Source organism: Lactobacillus sp. 23-2 (assembly GCF_044902225.1).
Lineage (GTDB): Bacteria > Bacillota > Bacilli > Lactobacillales > Lactobacillaceae > Lactobacillus > Lactobacillus absianus.
In genome coordinates this window covers 1-17,476 of the sequence record NZ_JAOQBX010000036.1, presented here as the reverse complement: position 1 = coordinate 17,476, position 17,476 = coordinate 1, and the positions used below count along the sequence as shown (strand labels likewise).

Here is a 17,476-nt window from a genome sequence, read left to right as displayed (position 1 = left end):
TTAGAAAGGAGAAAGGCGCGCTCCCCCCTCGATTGAAATCGAAGGTTTCCGCGCGCTACATATTTATGAAGTCTATCAAATTCAAGTTCAAGCGTTATAGATTGAAGCTTGGCTTCGATCTATGCTTATTATCATACCGGCCACCCGTGAACAAATAATGACCACTTTTTAGCGTTTTGCTTAAGAAATGCTTATCACTTTGTTAATTGCCGCTTTTCCCTTAGGCCGTCACCAGCTCGTAGACGTAGCTGGTCTCATTTGGCCGGTAGACGCCATGGAGGGTCCCTACCCGCTTGAAGCCGGACTTCTGGATCAGGTGCTGCATTGGCAGATTATCCTCGTGGGTGTCGACGCGGACGGACTTGATGTCGCTCAAGCCGCTTTGGAAGTAGTCGATCACGGCCTGGTAGAGCTGGGAAGCGTAGCCGTGGCCGGTGTGGTCGGAGTGGATGGCGACCCGGTGCACGGTCACGTATTGGTCAGTGTCGATCTGCCACGCCCCGTCCAGCTGGTCATAGCAGTGGTCTGGCGCCGGAATGATAGACAAGGTGCCCACCGTTTCGCCGTCGTCAGCCTTGGCCAGATAAGCGTAGCCATTGGCAATATCTTCCTTGACATGGTCCGGGTTCGGGTAGTCGCCCTGCCATTGGTCGATTCCGCGCTCCGCCAGCTGGGCGCGCCCGTCCTGGAGAATTTCCATCACCTTGTCAAAATCCGCCGCGTTTGCCTTTCTAATCTTCATCCACATGCCTTCTTTCATTACGTTAATGCCGTCTTCGGCAAAATTATGCCTTGTATTTAGACAGCCGTCTTTGATTCACAAGAGGCCAGTTTACAAGAAAAAAGCTTTTTTGACCAATGATTTGCTCAAGATGATCTTCAGAAAGCGTCTTTTTTCAAGGTGGAAATTGGCCACGCTTTACAAAATAACGCTTACACTGCATTTTTTAACCAGTTAGAAAACATTGTGTTAAATTTTTGTAACATTACTCTTCTATAATGAAAATTGCAATCTGCAAAAACAGAAAAAATTTAAATACGACCAAAATTTATAATCAAAAATCTAAATTATCGGGAGCATCTGTGTCAATGAAATTCAAGTCTAGCAAATTCGTTGGAGTCCTGACCGCCGCTGCGGCGGCTGTCACCCTGTTCGCCGGCTCAGCCAGCGCGGCTGCCAAGACCAGCGTCAAGCGCCGGTCATACGGGGTTGACGTCTCCAGCTATCAATCAACCAACCTGTCATCTTACCAAAAGGCTGGCGCCCAATTCGCGATCGTCAAGGTCAGCGAAGGCACCGGCTACCGCAACCCAAACGCCAAGTCCCAAGTTGCCAGCGCCAAATCCAACGGCTTGATGCCAATGGCCTACCACTTCGCCAACTTCAGCAACAACTCATCCAGAGCCAAGAGCGAAGCCAACTACGCTATCTCCAGCGCCAAGGCTGTAAAGGTGCCTAGCGGCTCATACCTGGTCTGCGACTGGGAAACCAGCAGCGCCAACTACACTTCCGGCAGCAAGAGTTCCAACACCAGCGCCATCATCGCCTTCATGGACAAGGTCAAGGCCGCCGGCTTCCAACCTTTGCTTTACTCCGGCGCCTACCTGCTCAACAGCAACATTAACACCAACAGGGTTGTCAAGAAGTACCCTAACTCACTGTGGGTTGCTTCCTACGCCAGCGCTGGCCGGATTGACACGCCAAACTTCGCCAACTTCCCTTCAATGAATGGGGTTTTGATCTGGCAGTTTACTGAAAACTGGCGCGGCCTGAACGTCGACGGCAACATTTCCCTCCTACCGCTGTCAATCAGCAGTCAAGCAACTACGAGCAAGACTTCATCAAGCAAGACTCCTGTAGCCCAAGCTCCTGTGGCTAAGACCAAGAAGTTCATCATGGTCAAGTCTTACGTTTACACTTCAGCTGGCAAGAAGACCAAGAAGTACAAGAAGGCCTACACCAACGTTTACGTCCTCGGCGGGATGGTCAAGATCGGCAAGTACACCTTCTACAAGATTGCCAACAACCAATACCTGAGAGTCGTCAACATCGACGGCGCCCGTCACAAGCTGAAGAAGAACGCGACGATCTACAACTCAAAGGGCAAGAAGGTCAAGAACATGGCCGCTTTGAAGAAGGGCTCATCAGTTGCCGTTTACGGCGGCAAGCACAAGATCGGCAAGAAGATCTACTACCGCGTCAACATGGGTCGCTACATCCTGAAGAGTACTTTCTAATTTCCTGATCAGGCACAGGCTCCCAAAATTGGAATAAATTAAAACATGACTCCGATATTCAATCGGGGTCATGTTTTTTTCGTCATGGTTCATCTTTCAGCCATTTGAATGCATTTTTTGACAGAGCCAAACCAGCACCTCTCGGTTATTAAGTTAAGTCGTTGCCCCTGCTTTCCCAAAACATTTCAGTTGCTGCCGCGGAATGCTCGCCAAAAATCATCATGCCATAACTATAGTAGCGCGAATGGAGAGTTATGAAGACCAAGCCTGCTGCTATGATTAACAGTAATCCTGCCAGCCACTTCATAATCTTCTTACAAGCACGCATCGCTACTCCTCTTCCCGCAGCTGGCTCCGCTTGTTGAAGTAATTGCGGTAGGACAGGTAGCCCGCGATCACGGCGCCCAGGCCAGTCGCTGACAAAAGCATAAAGGTGACCATGATCTGGTACTTGATGGCGTAAACCGGGTCCACGCCGGCAAAAATCAATCCGGACATCATCCCCGGCAGGCTGACCAGCCCCACCGTCTTAGCCGAGTCAATCGTCGGCTGCATGGCGGTCTTGATGCTCCGCCGCAGGATGGTCATGCTGGCCGTCTTCACGTCAGCCCCGAGGGCGATTTTTTCCAAAACCTGCTGGCGCTGGTCGTGAAAACCCGTGGCTAAAGCCTTGTAGCACAAGCCCATGGCCACCATCTCATTGCCGGCGATCATCCCCGTAATCGGAATGATCTGCATCGGCTTCAGCTTCACCGTCTGAGTCAGCAGCAGTACGCCCAAGGTGATGTAAGTCCCGATCAAGAGGGCCACGATTGACTGCCAGAGCTGGCGGTTCGGGTTGGGATCCCGCTTGTTGGCGTTCCAGGCCGCGTTAAAAATGATAAACAGAGTCATCAAGAGGGTCAAAATGGCATTGTTGACCTGCATGATGAACTTCAAGACGTAGCCGACGATGACCAGCTGGACGATAGCCCGGCCCACGCTGTAAAAAATATCCTTGGTCAAGCCCAGCTTTTCCTTCCAGGAAATCGCCACGGACACCAGGACCAGGGCAAAAGACAAGATTAATGACAAATCGCTGACAGCCATTGATTTCATTTCAGCACTCCTCCTTTTTCCATATGCAGGAGCTGCTTGGAAGCGGCCAGCTCCTCTTGGTCGTGGGTCACCTGCACGATCGTGGTCCCCTCCTGGTGCACCCGGGCGATCAGCTGGTGGACGATCTCCTTGCTCTCTTCATCCAGCCCGGTCGTCACCTCGTCCAAAAGCAACACTTCCGGCCGGAAAAGCAGGTTGCGGATCAGCGCCACCCGCTGCTTCTCCCCGCCAGACAGGGTGGTGATCTTTTTGTCCAAATAATCAGCTGGCAAGGCCACCTGCTCCAAGGCCTCCTGGGCCCGCTTTTCGTCAAAGGCCTGCTTGCGGATGGCAAAAGGCAGGCTCAAGTTGTCCCGTACCGTTTCGTCAAACAAGGTTGGCTGCTGGAAGCAGTAGGACACCTGCCGGCGGTACTGGACTAGGTCCAGGTTGTCAAGATTTTGCCCCTTGTAAAAAATCTCTCCCTTATTAGGCGAGATCAAGCCCGCGATCAGCTTCAAAGTCGTGCTTTTCCCGCTGCCTGACGGCCCGGTCAAGGTGAGATAGTCCCCCGCCTCCACGGCAAAAGAAACGGCCTGTAGGATTTCCTGGCCACCAGCCCGGTAGGACACCTGCTTGAGTTCAATAATTGCCATTTTCTTCCTCCTGATTTCTGCAACTTTTATACTACCGTTACATTATAATTCAAACCGGATGAAGCATTTTTTATAAAAGCTTGAAGGATTTTAGGCAAGAAAAAAACCGCCACCCTGCAGGTGACGGTTTAAATTATGCTGACTAGAAGCACAGAGGTTTCTGTCAACATCCTTGATATATCAATATTTCTAATAGACACACTACTTGCAAAGTGCAAATAAAGTGCATTTTTTAACTAACAGTTCCAAAGTTGTGAATTCTCTTTATAGGATTCTCGATTTTCTTTCACATATGTTGAAAGAAAAACTTGAATAGTATTTCCCATTCTTTGGCAAGCATACATATTAGATATGCGATTATCATTACCTAGTAAACTGCTTATATAAACTCTAAAAGAATACAAGGCTAAAATTGAATCTTTCTGTTTTGTAATCTCAAGAAATTAGAATTGAAACTAGCAGATGAAAATGATTTGATATTACAAGTAGCAAATACTAGACATCTCTTTTCAGAATTCTTCCTTAACTATTTAAGAAACAATAATGCAGATGAATTCATGCTTGCTGCTTTTCAAGATTATATTAGCTAAATTACTATACATTTCATTGAATACTTTTATAAAGATGAGCAATTAAAAAAACTTCATCTTAATTAAAAGATGAAGTTTTTAAAAGTTACTAAAAACAAGTAATAGTCGTCTTCGGACGGCTATTTTTTATTAACAATTTTATTGATATTTGGAGCAATTAAACTTTCTTCCAATCTCATATCAACTGGTTTATATGTTTCATCGATACATTCGTCCCAGTATTCATTATGCTTTTTATCAATATAATTTTCTGATTCTTCTACAGGCTGACCACCTTCACCCTGAATAGAATACCAGTAGAAATACATACATCCATCTTCTGCTTTTTCAGCAAAAACTGTTTCAACAAACATTTTTTCTGCATCCATCGTACCTACAGTATCTTCATGATGACTGTTGAGAAAGTCCATCCATTCCTGAGCCTTTTCTTCTTTACCCTTTTTGATTCTAAAACGTGTTAATTCAATTCTAGTCATAACTTTTCTCCTTTATATTTTAATTAAAATGTTAGCACCAATTTCAAGTCCAACACTGTAAGAACTTCTTCCCCAATTACGTCGATCGTAATTATCCATATTGGCTAAAGTATCTCCTGTGAAAAGGATCTGAGCAAAATCGATTTTTCTGAATTGAGCACACGTTTTCTGAATTGAGCACACGCACCAAGAGCTGAACATTCCATCTCGACTGTAGAAGCACCTAACTGTCGAAATTGTGCTACTTTTTTTGGTGTTTCTCGAAAGAAACCATCTGTAGTCCACGTAATAATTTCATCACATGAATAACCCAAATCATCTGCTATATTTTCAACTTTTGTTAAATAATCAGATTTTAAATTAACAAATTTTCCTGGTTTCATGTAATGAAATGACATTCCTTCATCTCTAATAGCCTTTATAGGTATAAACATTGAATTTTCTGGAAGATTATTCAAAGCTCCGGCATTTCCAAACGCCAAAACTTGCTTAACACCATAATTTATCAACCAATCTAATAATTTTACTGCTGCTGGTGCTCCCATAGGAGCTTGACACAAAGTAAAGTATTCATTATCTATCTCTACTTCATAAATAGAAGGTCGAAATGAAATAGTTTTAAAATTTCCTATAACTTTATGAGGATACTTTTTCAAAAATTTATTTATTTCATCTTCTGGTACAAACGCATAAAGTAATCTTGAATGAAATTTATAAGGTAACTGTTCAAAATTGGGTTCAAGTACTGAATGTTGATTATTATCAAAGTCTAAAATAAAAGTCTCTTCTGTCATTGCACTCCGTCCTCTTTCATAAAGCTTGAATATTGTATTAAATATTATCTTATATGTATTTAATTTTCAATACTATTTTTAAACAAAAAGACTCTTACCTACATTCTCGTAGGTAAGGGTCTTTTATTATTTTTGATCATTGTTCCGCTCTCAAAAAACCGCGTGCAAAAATTACACTTTAACAAATTAACAGAGTGCACTTAGTGTGCACCATTTTTCTTTACGCAAAAAAATTAACCTTAACTTATCTTCGTAAAACGTTGATAAATCAAGGTTAATCAATTTAAATGAATCTTTATAATGCTGACTAGAGGATTCGAACCTCCGACCCCTTCATTACTAGTGAAGTGCTCTGCCAACTGAGCTAAGTCAGCAACTCATGTGCCTTAACACATTTATTAATTTAACCACTTTTTCACTGGAAGCGCAAGCCCTTTTGGCAAAAAAGTTGCAAAAATCGCGGACGTTAATTGACTTAACTGGACCTGAGCGCTAGCATTTAAGTATAGTTAGATCGTGTTTATTGAAAGTCTGTTAAATAGTTAGGTAACTTTAAATTGCACTAACTGAAGGGATAACCAAAAAGGTATGAAATCGAAACTATTTCAAGCCAGCGCGAGCCGCCTGCTGCTCTGCTTCGCGGTTCTGCTGTCTTTTTACGACATGGCTGGCGGCTGGGGGACGCCGCTGATAATTCCTCCAAATGAGCGGCCATTGGGCATCGCCTTTTTCGCGTGCGCGTTTCTGGCCTTCGTGGGCCTGTGGGCCGGACCTTGGATCAACCCTTGGCTGACGGTTCCCGTGGCCCTTTTCATTCTGGCCGTGGCTATTTTTTATCCAAATCCCACTTTTGATCCTCTGGACCGACTTAATTTTGCCCTGCTGGCCAGCGGCCTGGTCTACCTGACCTTTACTGACCGCGCTGACGCCACCATCTTTTACTGGCTGAGCTGGGTCGTTCTGGCCATCTGCGCCGCCGACGTGGCCGTCTACCTGATCGTTCCCTGAAAATATTAGCGTCTTAATTTTTGCAAACAAAAGGCTGCATTAACTCACTCTCTGTAATGTGAGATAATGCAGCCTTTTTCTCATGCAAAAGTGCTTAGGCTGTCAAGGCAAGCTCGCGGTCAAACAGGGCCCGCTCTTTTGCGGGCAGGTTGTGCGCGATCAGGACCACCGTCCGCTTGGACTTAAGCAGCTCATGCAAGATCGCCTGGCTGGCCGCTTGGTCAATCGCGCTGGTCCCTTCATCGATCAAAAGCAACTGGCTGCTGTGCACTTCCGCGCGCGCCAAAACCACCTTCTGCTTCTGACCGCCAGACAGGTTGTCCCCCACCAGGTCAACCGGCGTTTCCAGCCCTTGGGGCCAGCCGCTGACCGCCTCAGTCAGCTGAACGTCAGCAGCGCTGGCCTTAGCCGCGGACGCGAGTGCCGGGTCAAACATGGTAATGTTGTTCATGACGCTGGCTGGCAACAGGATGGCCTGCTGGGGCAAATAGCCAATTTTTGACCGATCAGGGGTGACCTTTTTTCCATCTTGGTCAAAAAAGTTGATCTGGCCGCTGCTGGCCGCGACTTCCCCCATCAGCAGCTTGAACAAGGTTGATTTGCCGCTGCCGTTAGCCCCAGTCAAGAGTACTTTTTCACCGGGCTTGATCTTGATGTCCGGATACTTGATTTCATGTCCATTGGCAAAAGTCAGCCGCAGGTCCTTGGTTGCAAAAGCTGCTGGAGCTTCACCCGGCTGTTCTTGCCGGACCAGCGGAGCCCGCAAGGCGAGGATTTTTTCCCGCAAGCCGCGGCTGGCAACCAGCTGCCCGCGGTAATTGGCGATATTCATCAAAGAGCCAAAGAGATACAGGCTGAAGTCGTTGACCGAAGCGATCAGGCCAAATTCCAGCTGCCCCCGCGCGACCAGATAAGCCGTCAGCAGGAAGATCAGCATGTTGCCCAATGAATAGATGGCTTGATTGAGGTAATCCAGCTCCTGGTCGGCTTTCTGCTCCTTCACGTAGGCCGTCTCCAGTTCCCGAGCATCAACGTGGACGATTTTCAAGAATTCCTCACCAACCGCGTAGCGGCGCAGGGTGTCTAGGCCGCTGAGCCAGTCAGCCAAGGTCTGCAGGTAACGGCGGTTGCTGGCGGAAATCCGGTCAGTCGCCCTTTGCAGGGGGCCGTCAAGCACGCGGGGCAGGTACATCTGCAAGACGCTTACGACCAAGACCAGCAAGAGCAGACTCCAGCGAAAAGCAGCCAAAGAACAGCCTACCAGGCCCAGCAGCACGGCTGAGTGCACGATGCTGCCGATGGAATCGGCATATTGCTCTTTCAGCATTTCCAGGTCATTGGTCAATTCGCTTTGCAGATTCTCCTTAGTCCCAGCCGGTTCAGCATAGGCATGGGCCAGAACCTCCTGGCGGATCTGGTGAAAATACTTTTCCAAATGCAATTCCCAAAAATAGTCCGCCGCTTGGTCCAGCAGACTGCCAAGCAGCAGCAAGAGCAGCTGCAGGCCCGTAAACAGCAGAAACTGCTGCAGATGCCGGCCTTTTATCGCGCTGAACTCCCAGGTCAAGGCAAAAGCCGCCCACGTCGTCAGCAGGGCCGTCAAGGCCCGGGCCGCCAGCAACGCCACAAAGCGGCCAGGATTAAGCCGAAACAAATCCTTAATTCGCAAAATCTTCCCCTTCTTTCAGACTGATCACTTGATCGAATTGCCGCCGCTCGTCCGCGGTCAAATTGTGACCGACAAACAGCAAAGTCTGCGGCCGCTTCAGCAGGAGCGGCAGAATTTTTTGCCGGCTGTCGTGGTCCAGAGCACTCAGCGGCTCATCCATTAAGGACACCTTCTTCGCGTACAGCAGACTGCGGGCTAAAAAGATCTTCTGCTTCTGCCCGCCGGATAAGTCCGCCTGCCGCGGGCTGACTTCACGGTCGAGGTCAGCTGCCTTGGGGAAGTCCCGCTCCAGGCCAACTTTTTTCAGGACCTCCGCCAATTCGCCCTGCTTTTTGGAATCATACATGGTGAGATTGTCAGCAATCGTTCCCGGGAAAATCCAGCCCTCTTGCGGCAAATATTCAAACGACCGGGCCGGATTAGGGATTTCCTTTCCCTGTGAATTCAAAAAGGTCAGACTGCCTTGACTGGGCTTGACCTGGCCCAAAAGCAGCTTCAACAGGCTGCTCTTGCCGCAGCCGCTTGGGCCGGCAATCAAGACCTTCTCCCCGGCTTTGATGGTAAAGTCAGGGTATTTAAGCACCTGGCCGCCAAAGTTCAGCTCCAAGCCCCGGCCGATAATCATCTGGGCTTCTTCAGTCCGCGAACTTGGCTGAACTTTCAGTTTTCCCAGCATGGCTTCGTTCAGTTTGGTCGTTGCTTTTGCTGAAATATAGGCTGAAAAGGCTTCTTGCAAGGAACTGAAGACGCCATTGGCCAAGTAGCCAGCGGCAATAATCGCCCCAAAGGCCACCTGACCTTTGAAGTACAGCAGACCCGCGAGAAATGGCACGCCAACGATTCCCAAGTCGTCAACGACCTCTTGCGCGAATCCCGCGACTGACAGGCAGCCCTGCCGGCTGACGCGGGCGTCTTCCAATTGCCGGCTGTCCTGGCCCAGCTTTTGGCAGAGGATCTTTTTCAAAGAGAAGCGCCGCAGCTCTTCAATCGCTGACAGCCACTGCTCCAAGGCCTGCAGGTACTTTTGATTGCAGAGGGCCGCGCTTTCCGTCGCCGTGCTGCTTTTTTCTTCAAACAGCTTTGGCACGAAAAGCGCCACCAGGGCAATCACCCAGGCACAGAGCACCAGTTGCCAATTAAAAGAAAGAATTGCCACGCTGACGAAAAACGCGTACAGCACGTTATTGACGAAATAGAAGATGCTTTGCCAATAATCTTGGTTGATCACTTGCAAATTATTGACCAAGTCGTTCTGCACGTCTGCCGGCTTCCACTGCTCATCGCCTTCATAGCAGCCCCGCAGCCTTTTTTGCCGGTAACCATCAATCGCTTCTTGGCTCTGCTGACTGAACAAATAGCTGTTGACTGCCAAAAGCAGGTTGCCGGATAAATCCAGCGCCAGTTTCAGCAGGGCCAGACGCAAAAGCCAAGCGAAATTTCCACCAATCAAGCTGTTCAGCTGCGGACTGATCAAATACAGACTGTAGGCTGACATCGCTTGAAACACAACGCTGATGGCCGCCAAAGCGAACGCTCGCGGCCGATTAGCTTTCAGCCATAGTTTTAACACTTTACTCCTCCTTGCCGCGTGAATCCTTAAGAGCTGACAAATTAAAAGGCGCCAAACGCGTTTCGTGCTTGACGCCAGCGATCAGACTCTCTTGTACCGCAAAACTTACGCCAAACGATTTCGAATTGCCAAGTTCAAAGTACTTTAGTCTCATCTCTTCTCTGTTTGATCAGATGTAATAATGTTTACGCTGTTTATGTTAGTAACGTTAAATGAGAAAGTCAATATTTTCTAATGAAAAATTAATAAAAAACAGTTGATATTCTATTGGCTGTTTTTTGATTTTTTCTAAGAATCGACTTCTAACGCTGACAAACCAAAATCCCACTTTCGTGGGATTTTTATTCGCGCGAATGCCATTTTCCGGCAGTTATTTAAACAGGTGGTAAAGAATATCGCCAATCTCAAAATTATTGACGTCATGACCCGTGCAAAAGATGCTCACATTGCTGGCTGGAGTGATCTGCCCGCGGTATTTTTGCTCACGCGCCAAATGCCGGGCTCTCCTTTCGACCAATTTTTCGAAATCCAAAATAACGTTGCTCATGCGTCTGCCTCCTTGCCTGTCAAACCGGCAGCCAGCTGAACTCGTCGCCTTGCCGCAAATCCTTTAGCAAGGTCAACAATCCAGCACTCCCAGTTGAAAAATCCAAGCTCAGCTTGTAGCCATATTTGCCAGGTGCCAAAATTTCATCATTATTGGCGACTAAATACTGGTTCAAAGCAGCTAAAGCATAATCCAGCATCTCATAGTCGCCATCCCCAGCCAAAGACTTGGCCAGCGGCAATACGCCGCTATAGCCCGATACCAGCGTCTCCATATAGGTGCAATAGCTTAGGCAGGACTTTTTCAATTTATCAAACAAAAGCTGATATTTCTGCCTAAAAGCCGGGTCCTCCCTCATGAATTTATGCATCAACAAAGCCAAGCCAAAAGTCCCATTTTCCAAATATGGAATCAGTCTCTCAAAGCCGCGCGATTGATCGGTAATGGCTAGCTCGTCTGTCCCCTTGGCGTGCTCGCGCAAAATCCGCACGAGGATCTCTTCCGCGGCCTTCTTTTGCCCTAGCCGCCAGAAAAGCCAGCTTACGCCACCCCAACCAGTCAATAGACCTACATCCTCATCCGCGAAATTGTTAAAGTCGACCTGCCGCCAGCGGGCAAGCAAGTTTTCCGCGATTTTCCCGCTTAGCCCAGGATCATCTTCCAGCAAAGTCAGAGTGATCCCGCTCAAGCCCGTAGCCAGCGAATTATCAGCCATATCTGGAGCAGCTTTTTGCCGCAGGATCTGCCGCAATTGCTTGGCTAAGGCTGGAAAATTCCGCTGATCCAAGACATTCGCCAAGCCGCTGATGCCATTGAACAGGCCTAGCGACTTGGTCTCTTTGGCAATCCCGATTATCTCTGCCTGATTGCTGGCAACCCAGTCCCGCAGGTCTGCCTGCTGGCTGGCAGCCCATAAGATGCCCGCAGCTCCGTGGGCTAAGCTCAGCAGCTCCATGGGATCGGCATTTTCCTCAACCAGATTTGGCACCAAAGCCAACTGGTCATAGCGCAAATGCCGCGAAATGCCCCTGCTTAAGCCCGACACGAAATAGTCCACGGTCTGGCGGCTTAAGTCTTTCGCTGGAACGGTCAGCGGCTTTTTTAGAAAAATTGGCGCTGACTGGCGCGGGCTGCCGGCAATTTTCTGCAAAAACTGGACCGTGTCCTGGCCAAAATAGGCGCCAATCCATTTCTGCTGCTTGGAAATTATGTCCGGTGCCAAATCAGCCACCGGGATAACCGGCAGGAAAAGATAGTTGGCAATCCGCATCAAGGCAAAATCATCTGCTTCGGCAAAGGTCTTAGCGCCCATTGATACAAAGCCAACCGTCGTCAGGCCAGGAACATACTTTTCCATGGCGCCGCCGGCATTTTCAAGGTCAATCAGGCGGACGCGCCCGTCTTCCGTGACCAGGATATTGCTTAAGGACAAGTCGCCAACGGCAAGGCCGCGGGCATGAATCTGGTCCAAAAGCTCTTTCAGCTGCCGCAAAATCTTGATGGCCTTAGCCTTGTACCGGGTCCGTTTGCCAGTGTCTCCAAGCACAAACGGAAATTCCGTCGCCAGAAGCTCTTCCAGACTTTGCCCCTCAATGTACTCCTCCACCAAAAAGTGGTGGCGCCATGAGCTAAAATCCGCGCGGCAATTCACCACGCCTGGCAGATCCGCCAATTGACGCAAAATTTTGGCTTCATTTACGACTCTGCTAAAGCCATCCTTCAGGTTGGCATCCAAGCCTGCCTGCTGGCGTCCCTCTTTCAAGACTACCTTTTGGCCTTCATTCACGGCCAAATAAACCCCGCCCGCGTTGCTGAAATGCAGGGCTTCCGTGACTTGATACTTGACCAATGGGGCGAAAGTTGCCTGCTTTGGGAAAGTATTTTTTTCAAAAATTGGCAGATCTTCGACGAAATCCGGCTGCTGATAATAAGGCAAGCGCTGGTCTGCCAGCTTGTTTCCGGCCGGATCATATATCGCCGGCACCCGCTCACCAGCAGCAGTATCCAGGTAAACCGGCTTAAAGCCGCCATAGCGGAAATACACGTTGCTTTCCTGCCAATTTTGGTCGCTCAAAATATATGGTCCCAGGTCAAAAGGCGCCGTCAGCTGCCGCAGCTTTGGCAACAGGTCAGCAAACTCGGCCGCGCCGCGCGGATAAATCGTGATAAACTTGCCGCTTTCCCCGCGGTCGGCATACTTGGAATTGGCCTCAATGCATTGTTCCAGGCTGCTTTGAAATTTAAAAGAAACTTTCTGCTTGATCAGCCATGGCGCTACGGCATCCAGCATCCCCTGGGCCTGCTTGACCGTGGCGCTTAGGTGAATCTTCCACCCCTGCACCGGCAATTTATCAGGCTCATATAAGACGTAATGCCAATTGGCGGTCTTTTTATCAAGCCAGCGCCCGTCAGGCTTCTTTTTCAAAACAAACAGGTGCTCTTGTTCCCGCTTTTGGCAGGTATAGAACAAACTGTCCAGGTTTCGGGCGGCGGCCAAATACTTTACTTGCTCTTCCAGCATCGCGCTTCAGCTCTTTTCTCTAACTTGCTGTTCATGGACATAGCGGCGGTAGTCAGGAACTTGCTCCATCAGTTCATCATGACTGCCACTGGCAATAACCGTTTTATTTTTAATAAAGTAGATCCGATCACTATTAACGATCGTCGCCAATCTGTGAGCAATCGTAATCTGGCCGCAATTCTTGGTCCGCCTTAATTGATCCAAAGCAGTCATGATGATTTTCTCGGTGTCCGCGTCCAAACTCGACGTTGCCTCATCTAAAATCAGAAACTTAAAATCGCGCAGGCAAGCCCGGGCAATCTGCAGCCGCTGTCTTTGTCCGCCGGAGAGCCGCGCCCCGTTCTCGCCCAGCAGACTGTCTAACCCTTTCGGCAATTTTTTCACGTATTCCTCCAAACGCACCATCGCCAAAGCCTCCCAGAGTTCCTGATCCGGCGCTTTCCTGTTTAAGCCCAGGGTCAAATTATCGCGGATGCTTCCCGAGATAACAGTGTTCTCCTGGAGCACGACGCTGAAAAAGCCGCGCCACTGGCGCAGGGAAAAATCCGTGCTGGCTTGGCCGTTTAAACTGATCCGGCCCGCGTCAATTGGATATAAGCGCGTGATGACGTTGGCCAAAGTGCTCTTGCCGGCCCCCGTCGCGCCAACTAGGGCAATTTTTTCGCCGCTTCTGGCTGCTAAATTAACCTTTTCCAGGACTGGCAGATCCTGGTAGGCGAAGCTGACCTGATCAAGCTTCAGCAGGCTGCTGCCTCGCGCGACGGCCCGCTGCTCCTTGCCAGCCGTCTCTTCAGCAGCTTCATTAATGATTTCGCTGATCTTGCGCGTGGCCCCCAGCATTTGCTTTCTGTCAGAGTAAAAGAGCGCGACATTGTTGATTGGGCCAATAATTTGAAAGAAGTACATCATAAAGGCCCCCAAGGTCCCAGTTGACAGCGTACCGGTTTTCACCCTAATCGCCCCATAAAGGACTACGGCCATGATCAAGCAAAAAGACAGCATCGACTGCAAGGGGCCAATCACGGCCACAATGCGGTCGGCTTTCAGGGACAGGCTGTAGAGCTGGTTGATCTCCCTGGCATTTTTGGCAAGCACGTCACTCTCCGCGTTATTCAATTTAACGGTCTTGATCTGCTTGATGCTCTCACTAGTGACCCCGGTCAGAGCAGCCAGGCTGCTTTGGGTTTGGTCAGCGATCACTTCGCTAATTTTTCCTAAAGGAACGGTTACCAGTCCGTCAATAGGAAAGACCAGCAGCATGAGCAGGGTCAGCTTCCAGTCCAAAGAGAAGGTGATGAGCATCGTGCCCAAGATAGTCAAGCTGCCCGTCACCGTTGCCGGGATCGTTTCGGTCAAAAAGCTTCTCAGTACGTTGACATCGTTGATGATCCGGCTAGTCAAATTGCCGCTGATCTGCTGGTCAAAATATTTCTGCGGCAAGCGCAGGACCTGCTTTTGAAGACGCAGGCGCAGCTGGCGGACTTGCCGGTCACCCTCGCTGCTGATCAAGTAATCGCTCAGCGTGCTGATCAGGAGGTTGCCAATAAGGATCCCCCCGCCCAGCGGCAAGACTTTTTTAGAAAGGCCTGACCAGGCGAACTGCTTAAGGTTAATAAAATGGCGAACCAGCAGGGGAAGCCCCAAATTCAGCAAACTGGCAATTATGCTTAGCAGGATGCCGCCCAGCAAGCGCGGCGTGATCCTCAACAGCTTCATGGCTTAACGTGAATCGAAAAGTGGCTGCTGCTGTTTGGACACATAATGCTGATGTGGCTGTAGGAATTGTGCCAATTCCAATGCTTGCTTCTTGGCTGCTCCAATTCCTTAAAGGCCTGGCTCAGTTCTTTTTCAATCATCAAAATGTAATTTTCCATAAGATCGCCTCCCTTAAAATCTATGTTTCCTGTTATATGCTTTTCCAGCTTGTTTTGAAAAAAAGATTTTGAGCGTTGAATTTCAAGCCTTGAGCGTCACGGCCGTTGCACTTTGCTATGGGCTGCTTTAATATAGCTAACAGCCATTCAATGACGCACGTATTTTTAGGGAAAAATAAAATGATCAACAATCTCGCTTTTAACCCGTACCTTTTCTCGGTCCTTCTAGCCTTTACCCTTGCCAGCGTAAGGCGGTCTGACCTGCTCCTTTATCCTCTGTTGCTGCTCCCGGTACTCTTTGGCTACCAATATGTCCTGGCGGTCATCATTGCCGTGCAATTAATCTCCCAGCTTTTTGCGCGCGGACGGGTCAACATCTTGAGCAGGCTCTTTTTCTATTATTTGGTCTTGATCCTGTACCCCATCCTGGGTGAGCTCTTCGGCTGGCTCGTCCAGCTGCTGGCCTACTCTTTTACCCACCACCTGCTCGATCACCTGGCTATCAACTTGGTCTGTTTCATTCCAGAAATCTTGATCTGCCTGCTTTTTTACCTTTTGAAACAGCACTTTGCTTTAAATCTGAAAAAAATTGCCGCTGACATCAACGCTAATCCCCAGTTTTTAAACTTGCTGGTCTGGATCGTTTGGTCCTTCCTGCTGGTCACCTACGCGATTTGGACCATGATTGAAGTATTCGACATCGCTTCCTCGGTAGAACTAGGCTTGATGCTTATCGTGCTTTTGCTGATTACGGTCCTCTTTTTCAATCTTTACCAGGCAATTCAAGAAAATCAGGAAATTATGGCCACGCGGATTCAAAAAGCGGAAATCCAGCAGATTCAGGAATATTCCGCCCGCTTGGAAGAGGCAAACATTGCCTTGCGCAAGGCGCGGCACGATTACAAAAACAGCCTCCTGGCGCTAAACGGCTACCTGCTGACTGCCGACGTCGCCGGGGCCCGCGAGTACCTTGAAGAGCTAGTCGCTGACAACAAACGCCTGCAAGAAGCCGCCAATTCAATGACTCTGGAATTGGCCAACTTGCAAATCAAAGAACTGAAATACCTGATCATCGATAAGCTGCAGCAGGCCCAGGATCAGGGCATCCAGACCAAAGTTGAGATCAACAAGCCAATTGCTGCTCTGCCTGCAAATATCGTGAACATCATTCGCTGCGTTGGCATTTTTTTGGACAATGCGACTGAAGCCTGCCAATCACAGACAAACGCGCGAATTAACGTCTTGCTGACCAAATATTCGGGCAATAACTATTCCCTGATCGTGCAAAATACCATTTCCCAGCCAGTCAACATCGCCAGGATTCTAAAGCCAAGGGTAACAAGCAAACAGAATCATGACGGGCTAGGGCTTGATAACGTCAACGAAATCGTTAACAGCGACCCGGCTTTGTCCTTGGAGATTGAGCAAAACGCCAGCGAAATTTCATTTGAACTAGTAATTCAGAAGGGATCCGACAGATAATGCTAGCCATCATCATTTTGGAAGATAACGCTGCTGAACGCGAAATCATTCAGCAAATGATTGAAAACAGAATTCAGATCAACGAGACGCCAGATGCTTATGACGCCCGCGTCGTCTTGAGTACTGGCAAGCCCCGCGACGTATTGGCCTACATTGAGCAGCATCAAGACCTTAACTACCTGGCTTTTTTAGATATCGACTTAAAGACAAGCCTCGATGGTATTGAGGTCGCCAGCCGCATCAAAAACATCGGCATTTTGAGCCAAATCGTCTTTGTCACCGCCGACGCGACAGCCTTGCGCCTGACCATTGAACGACACGTTGAGCCATTGGACTACATCACCAAAGACTCAGCCCCCGAGCAAATTCAGCAAAGAATCCATGAAACGGTCGATACCGCGTATAAGCGGTACCGGCTGACTATGGGCTCAGCAAATCAGACGAGCTATTTTACCTACAGCAAGATTCGCAATTTCGTTGAGAAGATTCCCCTTGCTGACCTCTATTACATCAGCATTCAGCCGAAAAAGTACAAGACCCTGCGCGTTTACGCGAAAAATAGAATTTTCGATTGCCTGGGCACGCTCAAGGATTATGAAAAGCGGTATCCGAGTTTGGTCTTAGCCGACCGGCAAAGTCTAATAAATCTGGATGCAGTACAAAATTACGACGAAAAAAAGGGCATCGCCTATTTTGATCAAGGCGTTGCCCATTCCGTAGCCGTCCGGCGGCGGCGGTCAATCATGCTAAAATTGAATGCCACAAAAAAAGAGCCGTGATCAGCTCTTTTTTGTATTTAACCTAACTCGCAGTCCCAATATGCAACAGCCCTTACCCCTGGGGCAATCCAAGTTGCTGCTTTCGCTAGGATTCCCTTTCTTTTACTCTAACGATTTTATTCATTGATTCTAACATTAGTCAGCTGTAAAAAATGTGTGCAGATGTGTATTTTAGTTTGGACTAATGGAATCACA

The 17,476-nt window shown here is 48.6% G+C and carries 14 protein-coding genes, 1 tRNA gene and 1 pseudogene; 4 read left to right on the top strand and 12 right to left on the bottom strand.

The window, feature by feature from the left end; translation table 11 throughout:
- Window positions 1-220: 220 nt before the first annotated feature.
- Complete coding sequence (locus OCH80_RS09410) at window positions 221-742, bottom strand: GNAT family N-acetyltransferase (protein ID WP_404540368.1); 522 nt, start codon at window positions 740-742, stop codon at window positions 221-223.
- 347 nt (window positions 743-1,089) lie between these two features.
- On the opposite strand from OCH80_RS09410, the gene OCH80_RS09405 reads away from it, so the two are divergent.
- Entirely contained in the window at window positions 1,090-2,238 is a 1,149-nt protein-coding gene (locus tag OCH80_RS09405) for a GH25 family lysozyme (RefSeq protein ID WP_404540365.1), read from the top strand.
- A 330-nt stretch (window positions 2,239-2,568) separates the two neighbouring features.
- Here OCH80_RS09405 and OCH80_RS09400 read toward each other — a convergent pair whose 3' ends face one another.
- The 5 genes and pseudogenes from OCH80_RS09400 to OCH80_RS09380 form a co-directional block, all read right to left on the bottom strand.
- On the bottom strand, window positions 2,569-3,336 hold the full coding sequence (locus tag OCH80_RS09400; RefSeq protein ID WP_404540362.1) for an ABC transporter permease: 768 nt from the start codon (window positions 3,334-3,336) through the stop codon (window positions 2,569-2,571).
- Window positions 3,333-3,971, bottom strand: a complete 639-nt coding sequence (locus tag OCH80_RS09395; protein WP_404540359.1) for an ATP-binding cassette domain-containing protein — start codon at window positions 3,969-3,971, stop codon at window positions 3,333-3,335. The genes OCH80_RS09400 and OCH80_RS09395 overlap by 4 nt, the downstream gene beginning before the upstream one ends.
- Window positions 3,972-4,680: 709 nt before the next feature.
- Complete coding sequence (locus OCH80_RS09390) at window positions 4,681-5,037, bottom strand: DUF6176 family protein (RefSeq protein ID WP_404540356.1); 357 nt, start codon at window positions 5,035-5,037, stop codon at window positions 4,681-4,683.
- Window positions 5,038-5,049: 12 nt separating this feature from the next.
- Window positions 5,050-5,831: pseudogene (locus OCH80_RS09385) on the bottom strand (nucleoside phosphorylase).
- A 301-nt stretch (window positions 5,832-6,132) separates the two neighbouring features.
- Window positions 6,133-6,205, bottom strand: a tRNA-Thr gene (locus OCH80_RS09380).
- Window positions 6,206-6,419: 214 nt separating this feature from the next.
- Between OCH80_RS09380 and OCH80_RS09375 the strand changes: the two genes are divergently transcribed.
- Window positions 6,420-6,839 (top strand): hypothetical protein, encoded by a 420-nt coding sequence (locus OCH80_RS09375; protein ID WP_404540353.1) that lies wholly within the window; start codon window positions 6,420-6,422, stop codon window positions 6,837-6,839.
- Window positions 6,840-6,933: 94 nt separating this feature from the next.
- Here OCH80_RS09375 and OCH80_RS09370 read toward each other — a convergent pair whose 3' ends face one another.
- The 6 genes from OCH80_RS09370 to OCH80_RS09345 all read right to left on the bottom strand — a co-directional run bounded on the left by OCH80_RS09370 (window position 6,934) and on the right by OCH80_RS09345 (window position 15,020).
- A complete protein-coding gene (locus OCH80_RS09370; RefSeq protein WP_404540350.1) occupies window positions 6,934-8,508 on the bottom strand; it encodes an ATP-binding cassette domain-containing protein in 1,575 nt (524 codons plus the stop codon).
- A complete protein-coding gene (locus OCH80_RS09365) occupies window positions 8,498-10,078 on the bottom strand; it encodes an ATP-binding cassette domain-containing protein (protein WP_404540348.1) in 1,581 nt (526 codons plus the stop codon). The genes OCH80_RS09370 and OCH80_RS09365 overlap by 11 nt, the downstream gene beginning before the upstream one ends.
- A 370-nt stretch (window positions 10,079-10,448) precedes the next feature.
- The gene (locus OCH80_RS09360; RefSeq protein WP_404540345.1) at window positions 10,449-10,625 is read right to left on the bottom strand and encodes a hypothetical protein; all 177 of its coding nucleotides are present in this window, start codon (window positions 10,623-10,625) and stop codon (window positions 10,449-10,451) included.
- Window positions 10,626-10,644: 19 nt separating this feature from the next.
- On the bottom strand, window positions 10,645-13,146 hold the full coding sequence (gene lanKC / locus OCH80_RS09355; RefSeq protein WP_404540342.1) for a class III lanthionine synthetase LanKC: 2,502 nt from the start codon (window positions 13,144-13,146) through the stop codon (window positions 10,645-10,647).
- Between the two features lie 6 nt (window positions 13,147-13,152).
- Window positions 13,153-14,862 (bottom strand): ABC transporter ATP-binding protein, encoded by a 1,710-nt coding sequence (locus OCH80_RS09350; protein WP_404540339.1) that lies wholly within the window; start codon window positions 14,860-14,862, stop codon window positions 13,153-13,155.
- The gene (locus tag OCH80_RS09345; protein ID WP_404540336.1) at window positions 14,859-15,020 is read right to left on the bottom strand and encodes a hypothetical protein; all 162 of its coding nucleotides are present in this window, start codon (window positions 15,018-15,020) and stop codon (window positions 14,859-14,861) included. The genes OCH80_RS09350 and OCH80_RS09345 overlap by 4 nt, the downstream gene beginning before the upstream one ends.
- Window positions 15,021-15,200: 180 nt before the next feature.
- On the opposite strand from OCH80_RS09345, the gene OCH80_RS09340 reads away from it, so the two are divergent.
- Entirely contained in the window at window positions 15,201-16,502 is a 1,302-nt protein-coding gene (locus tag OCH80_RS09340) for a sensor histidine kinase (protein WP_404540333.1), read from the top strand.
- The gene (locus OCH80_RS09335; protein ID WP_404540330.1) at window positions 16,502-17,281 is read left to right on the top strand and encodes a LytR/AlgR family response regulator transcription factor; all 780 of its coding nucleotides are present in this window, start codon (window positions 16,502-16,504) and stop codon (window positions 17,279-17,281) included. Before OCH80_RS09340 ends, OCH80_RS09335 begins: the two co-directional genes overlap by 1 nt.
- Window positions 17,282-17,476: the final 195 nt, after the last annotated feature.

Bases quoted from the DNA above. Each gene is read 5' to 3' on its own strand.
- OCH80_RS09410 (WP_404540368.1), bottom strand. From the start codon at position 742: ATGAAGATTAGAAAGGCAAACGCGGCGGATTTTGACAAGGTGATGGAA.
- OCH80_RS09405 (WP_404540365.1), top strand. From the start codon at position 1,090: ATGAAATTCAAGTCTAGCAAATTCGTTGGAGTCCTGACCGCCGCTGCG.
- OCH80_RS09400 (WP_404540362.1), bottom strand. From the start codon at position 3,336: ATGAAATCAATGGCTGTCAGCGATTTGTCATTAATCTTGTCTTTTGCC.
- OCH80_RS09395 (WP_404540359.1), bottom strand. From the start codon at position 3,971: ATGGCAATTATTGAACTCAAGCAGGTGTCCTACCGGGCTGGTGGCCAG.
- OCH80_RS09390 (WP_404540356.1), bottom strand. From the start codon at position 5,037: ATGACTAGAATTGAATTAACACGTTTTAGAATCAAAAAGGGTAAAGAA.
- OCH80_RS09375 (WP_404540353.1), top strand. From the start codon at position 6,420: ATGAAATCGAAACTATTTCAAGCCAGCGCGAGCCGCCTGCTGCTCTGC.
- OCH80_RS09360 (WP_404540345.1), bottom strand. From the start codon at position 10,625: ATGAGCAACGTTATTTTGGATTTCGAAAAATTGGTCGAAAGGAGAGCC.
- lanKC (WP_404540342.1), bottom strand. From the start codon at position 13,146: ATGCTGGAAGAGCAAGTAAAGTATTTGGCCGCCGCCCGAAACCTGGAC.
- OCH80_RS09350 (WP_404540339.1), bottom strand. From the start codon at position 14,862: ATGAAGCTGTTGAGGATCACGCCGCGCTTGCTGGGCGGCATCCTGCTA.
- OCH80_RS09345 (WP_404540336.1), bottom strand. From the start codon at position 15,020: ATGGAAAATTACATTTTGATGATTGAAAAAGAACTGAGCCAGGCCTTT.
- OCH80_RS09340 (WP_404540333.1), top strand. From the start codon at position 15,201: ATGATCAACAATCTCGCTTTTAACCCGTACCTTTTCTCGGTCCTTCTA.
- OCH80_RS09335 (WP_404540330.1), top strand. From the start codon at position 16,502: ATGCTAGCCATCATCATTTTGGAAGATAACGCTGCTGAACGCGAAATC.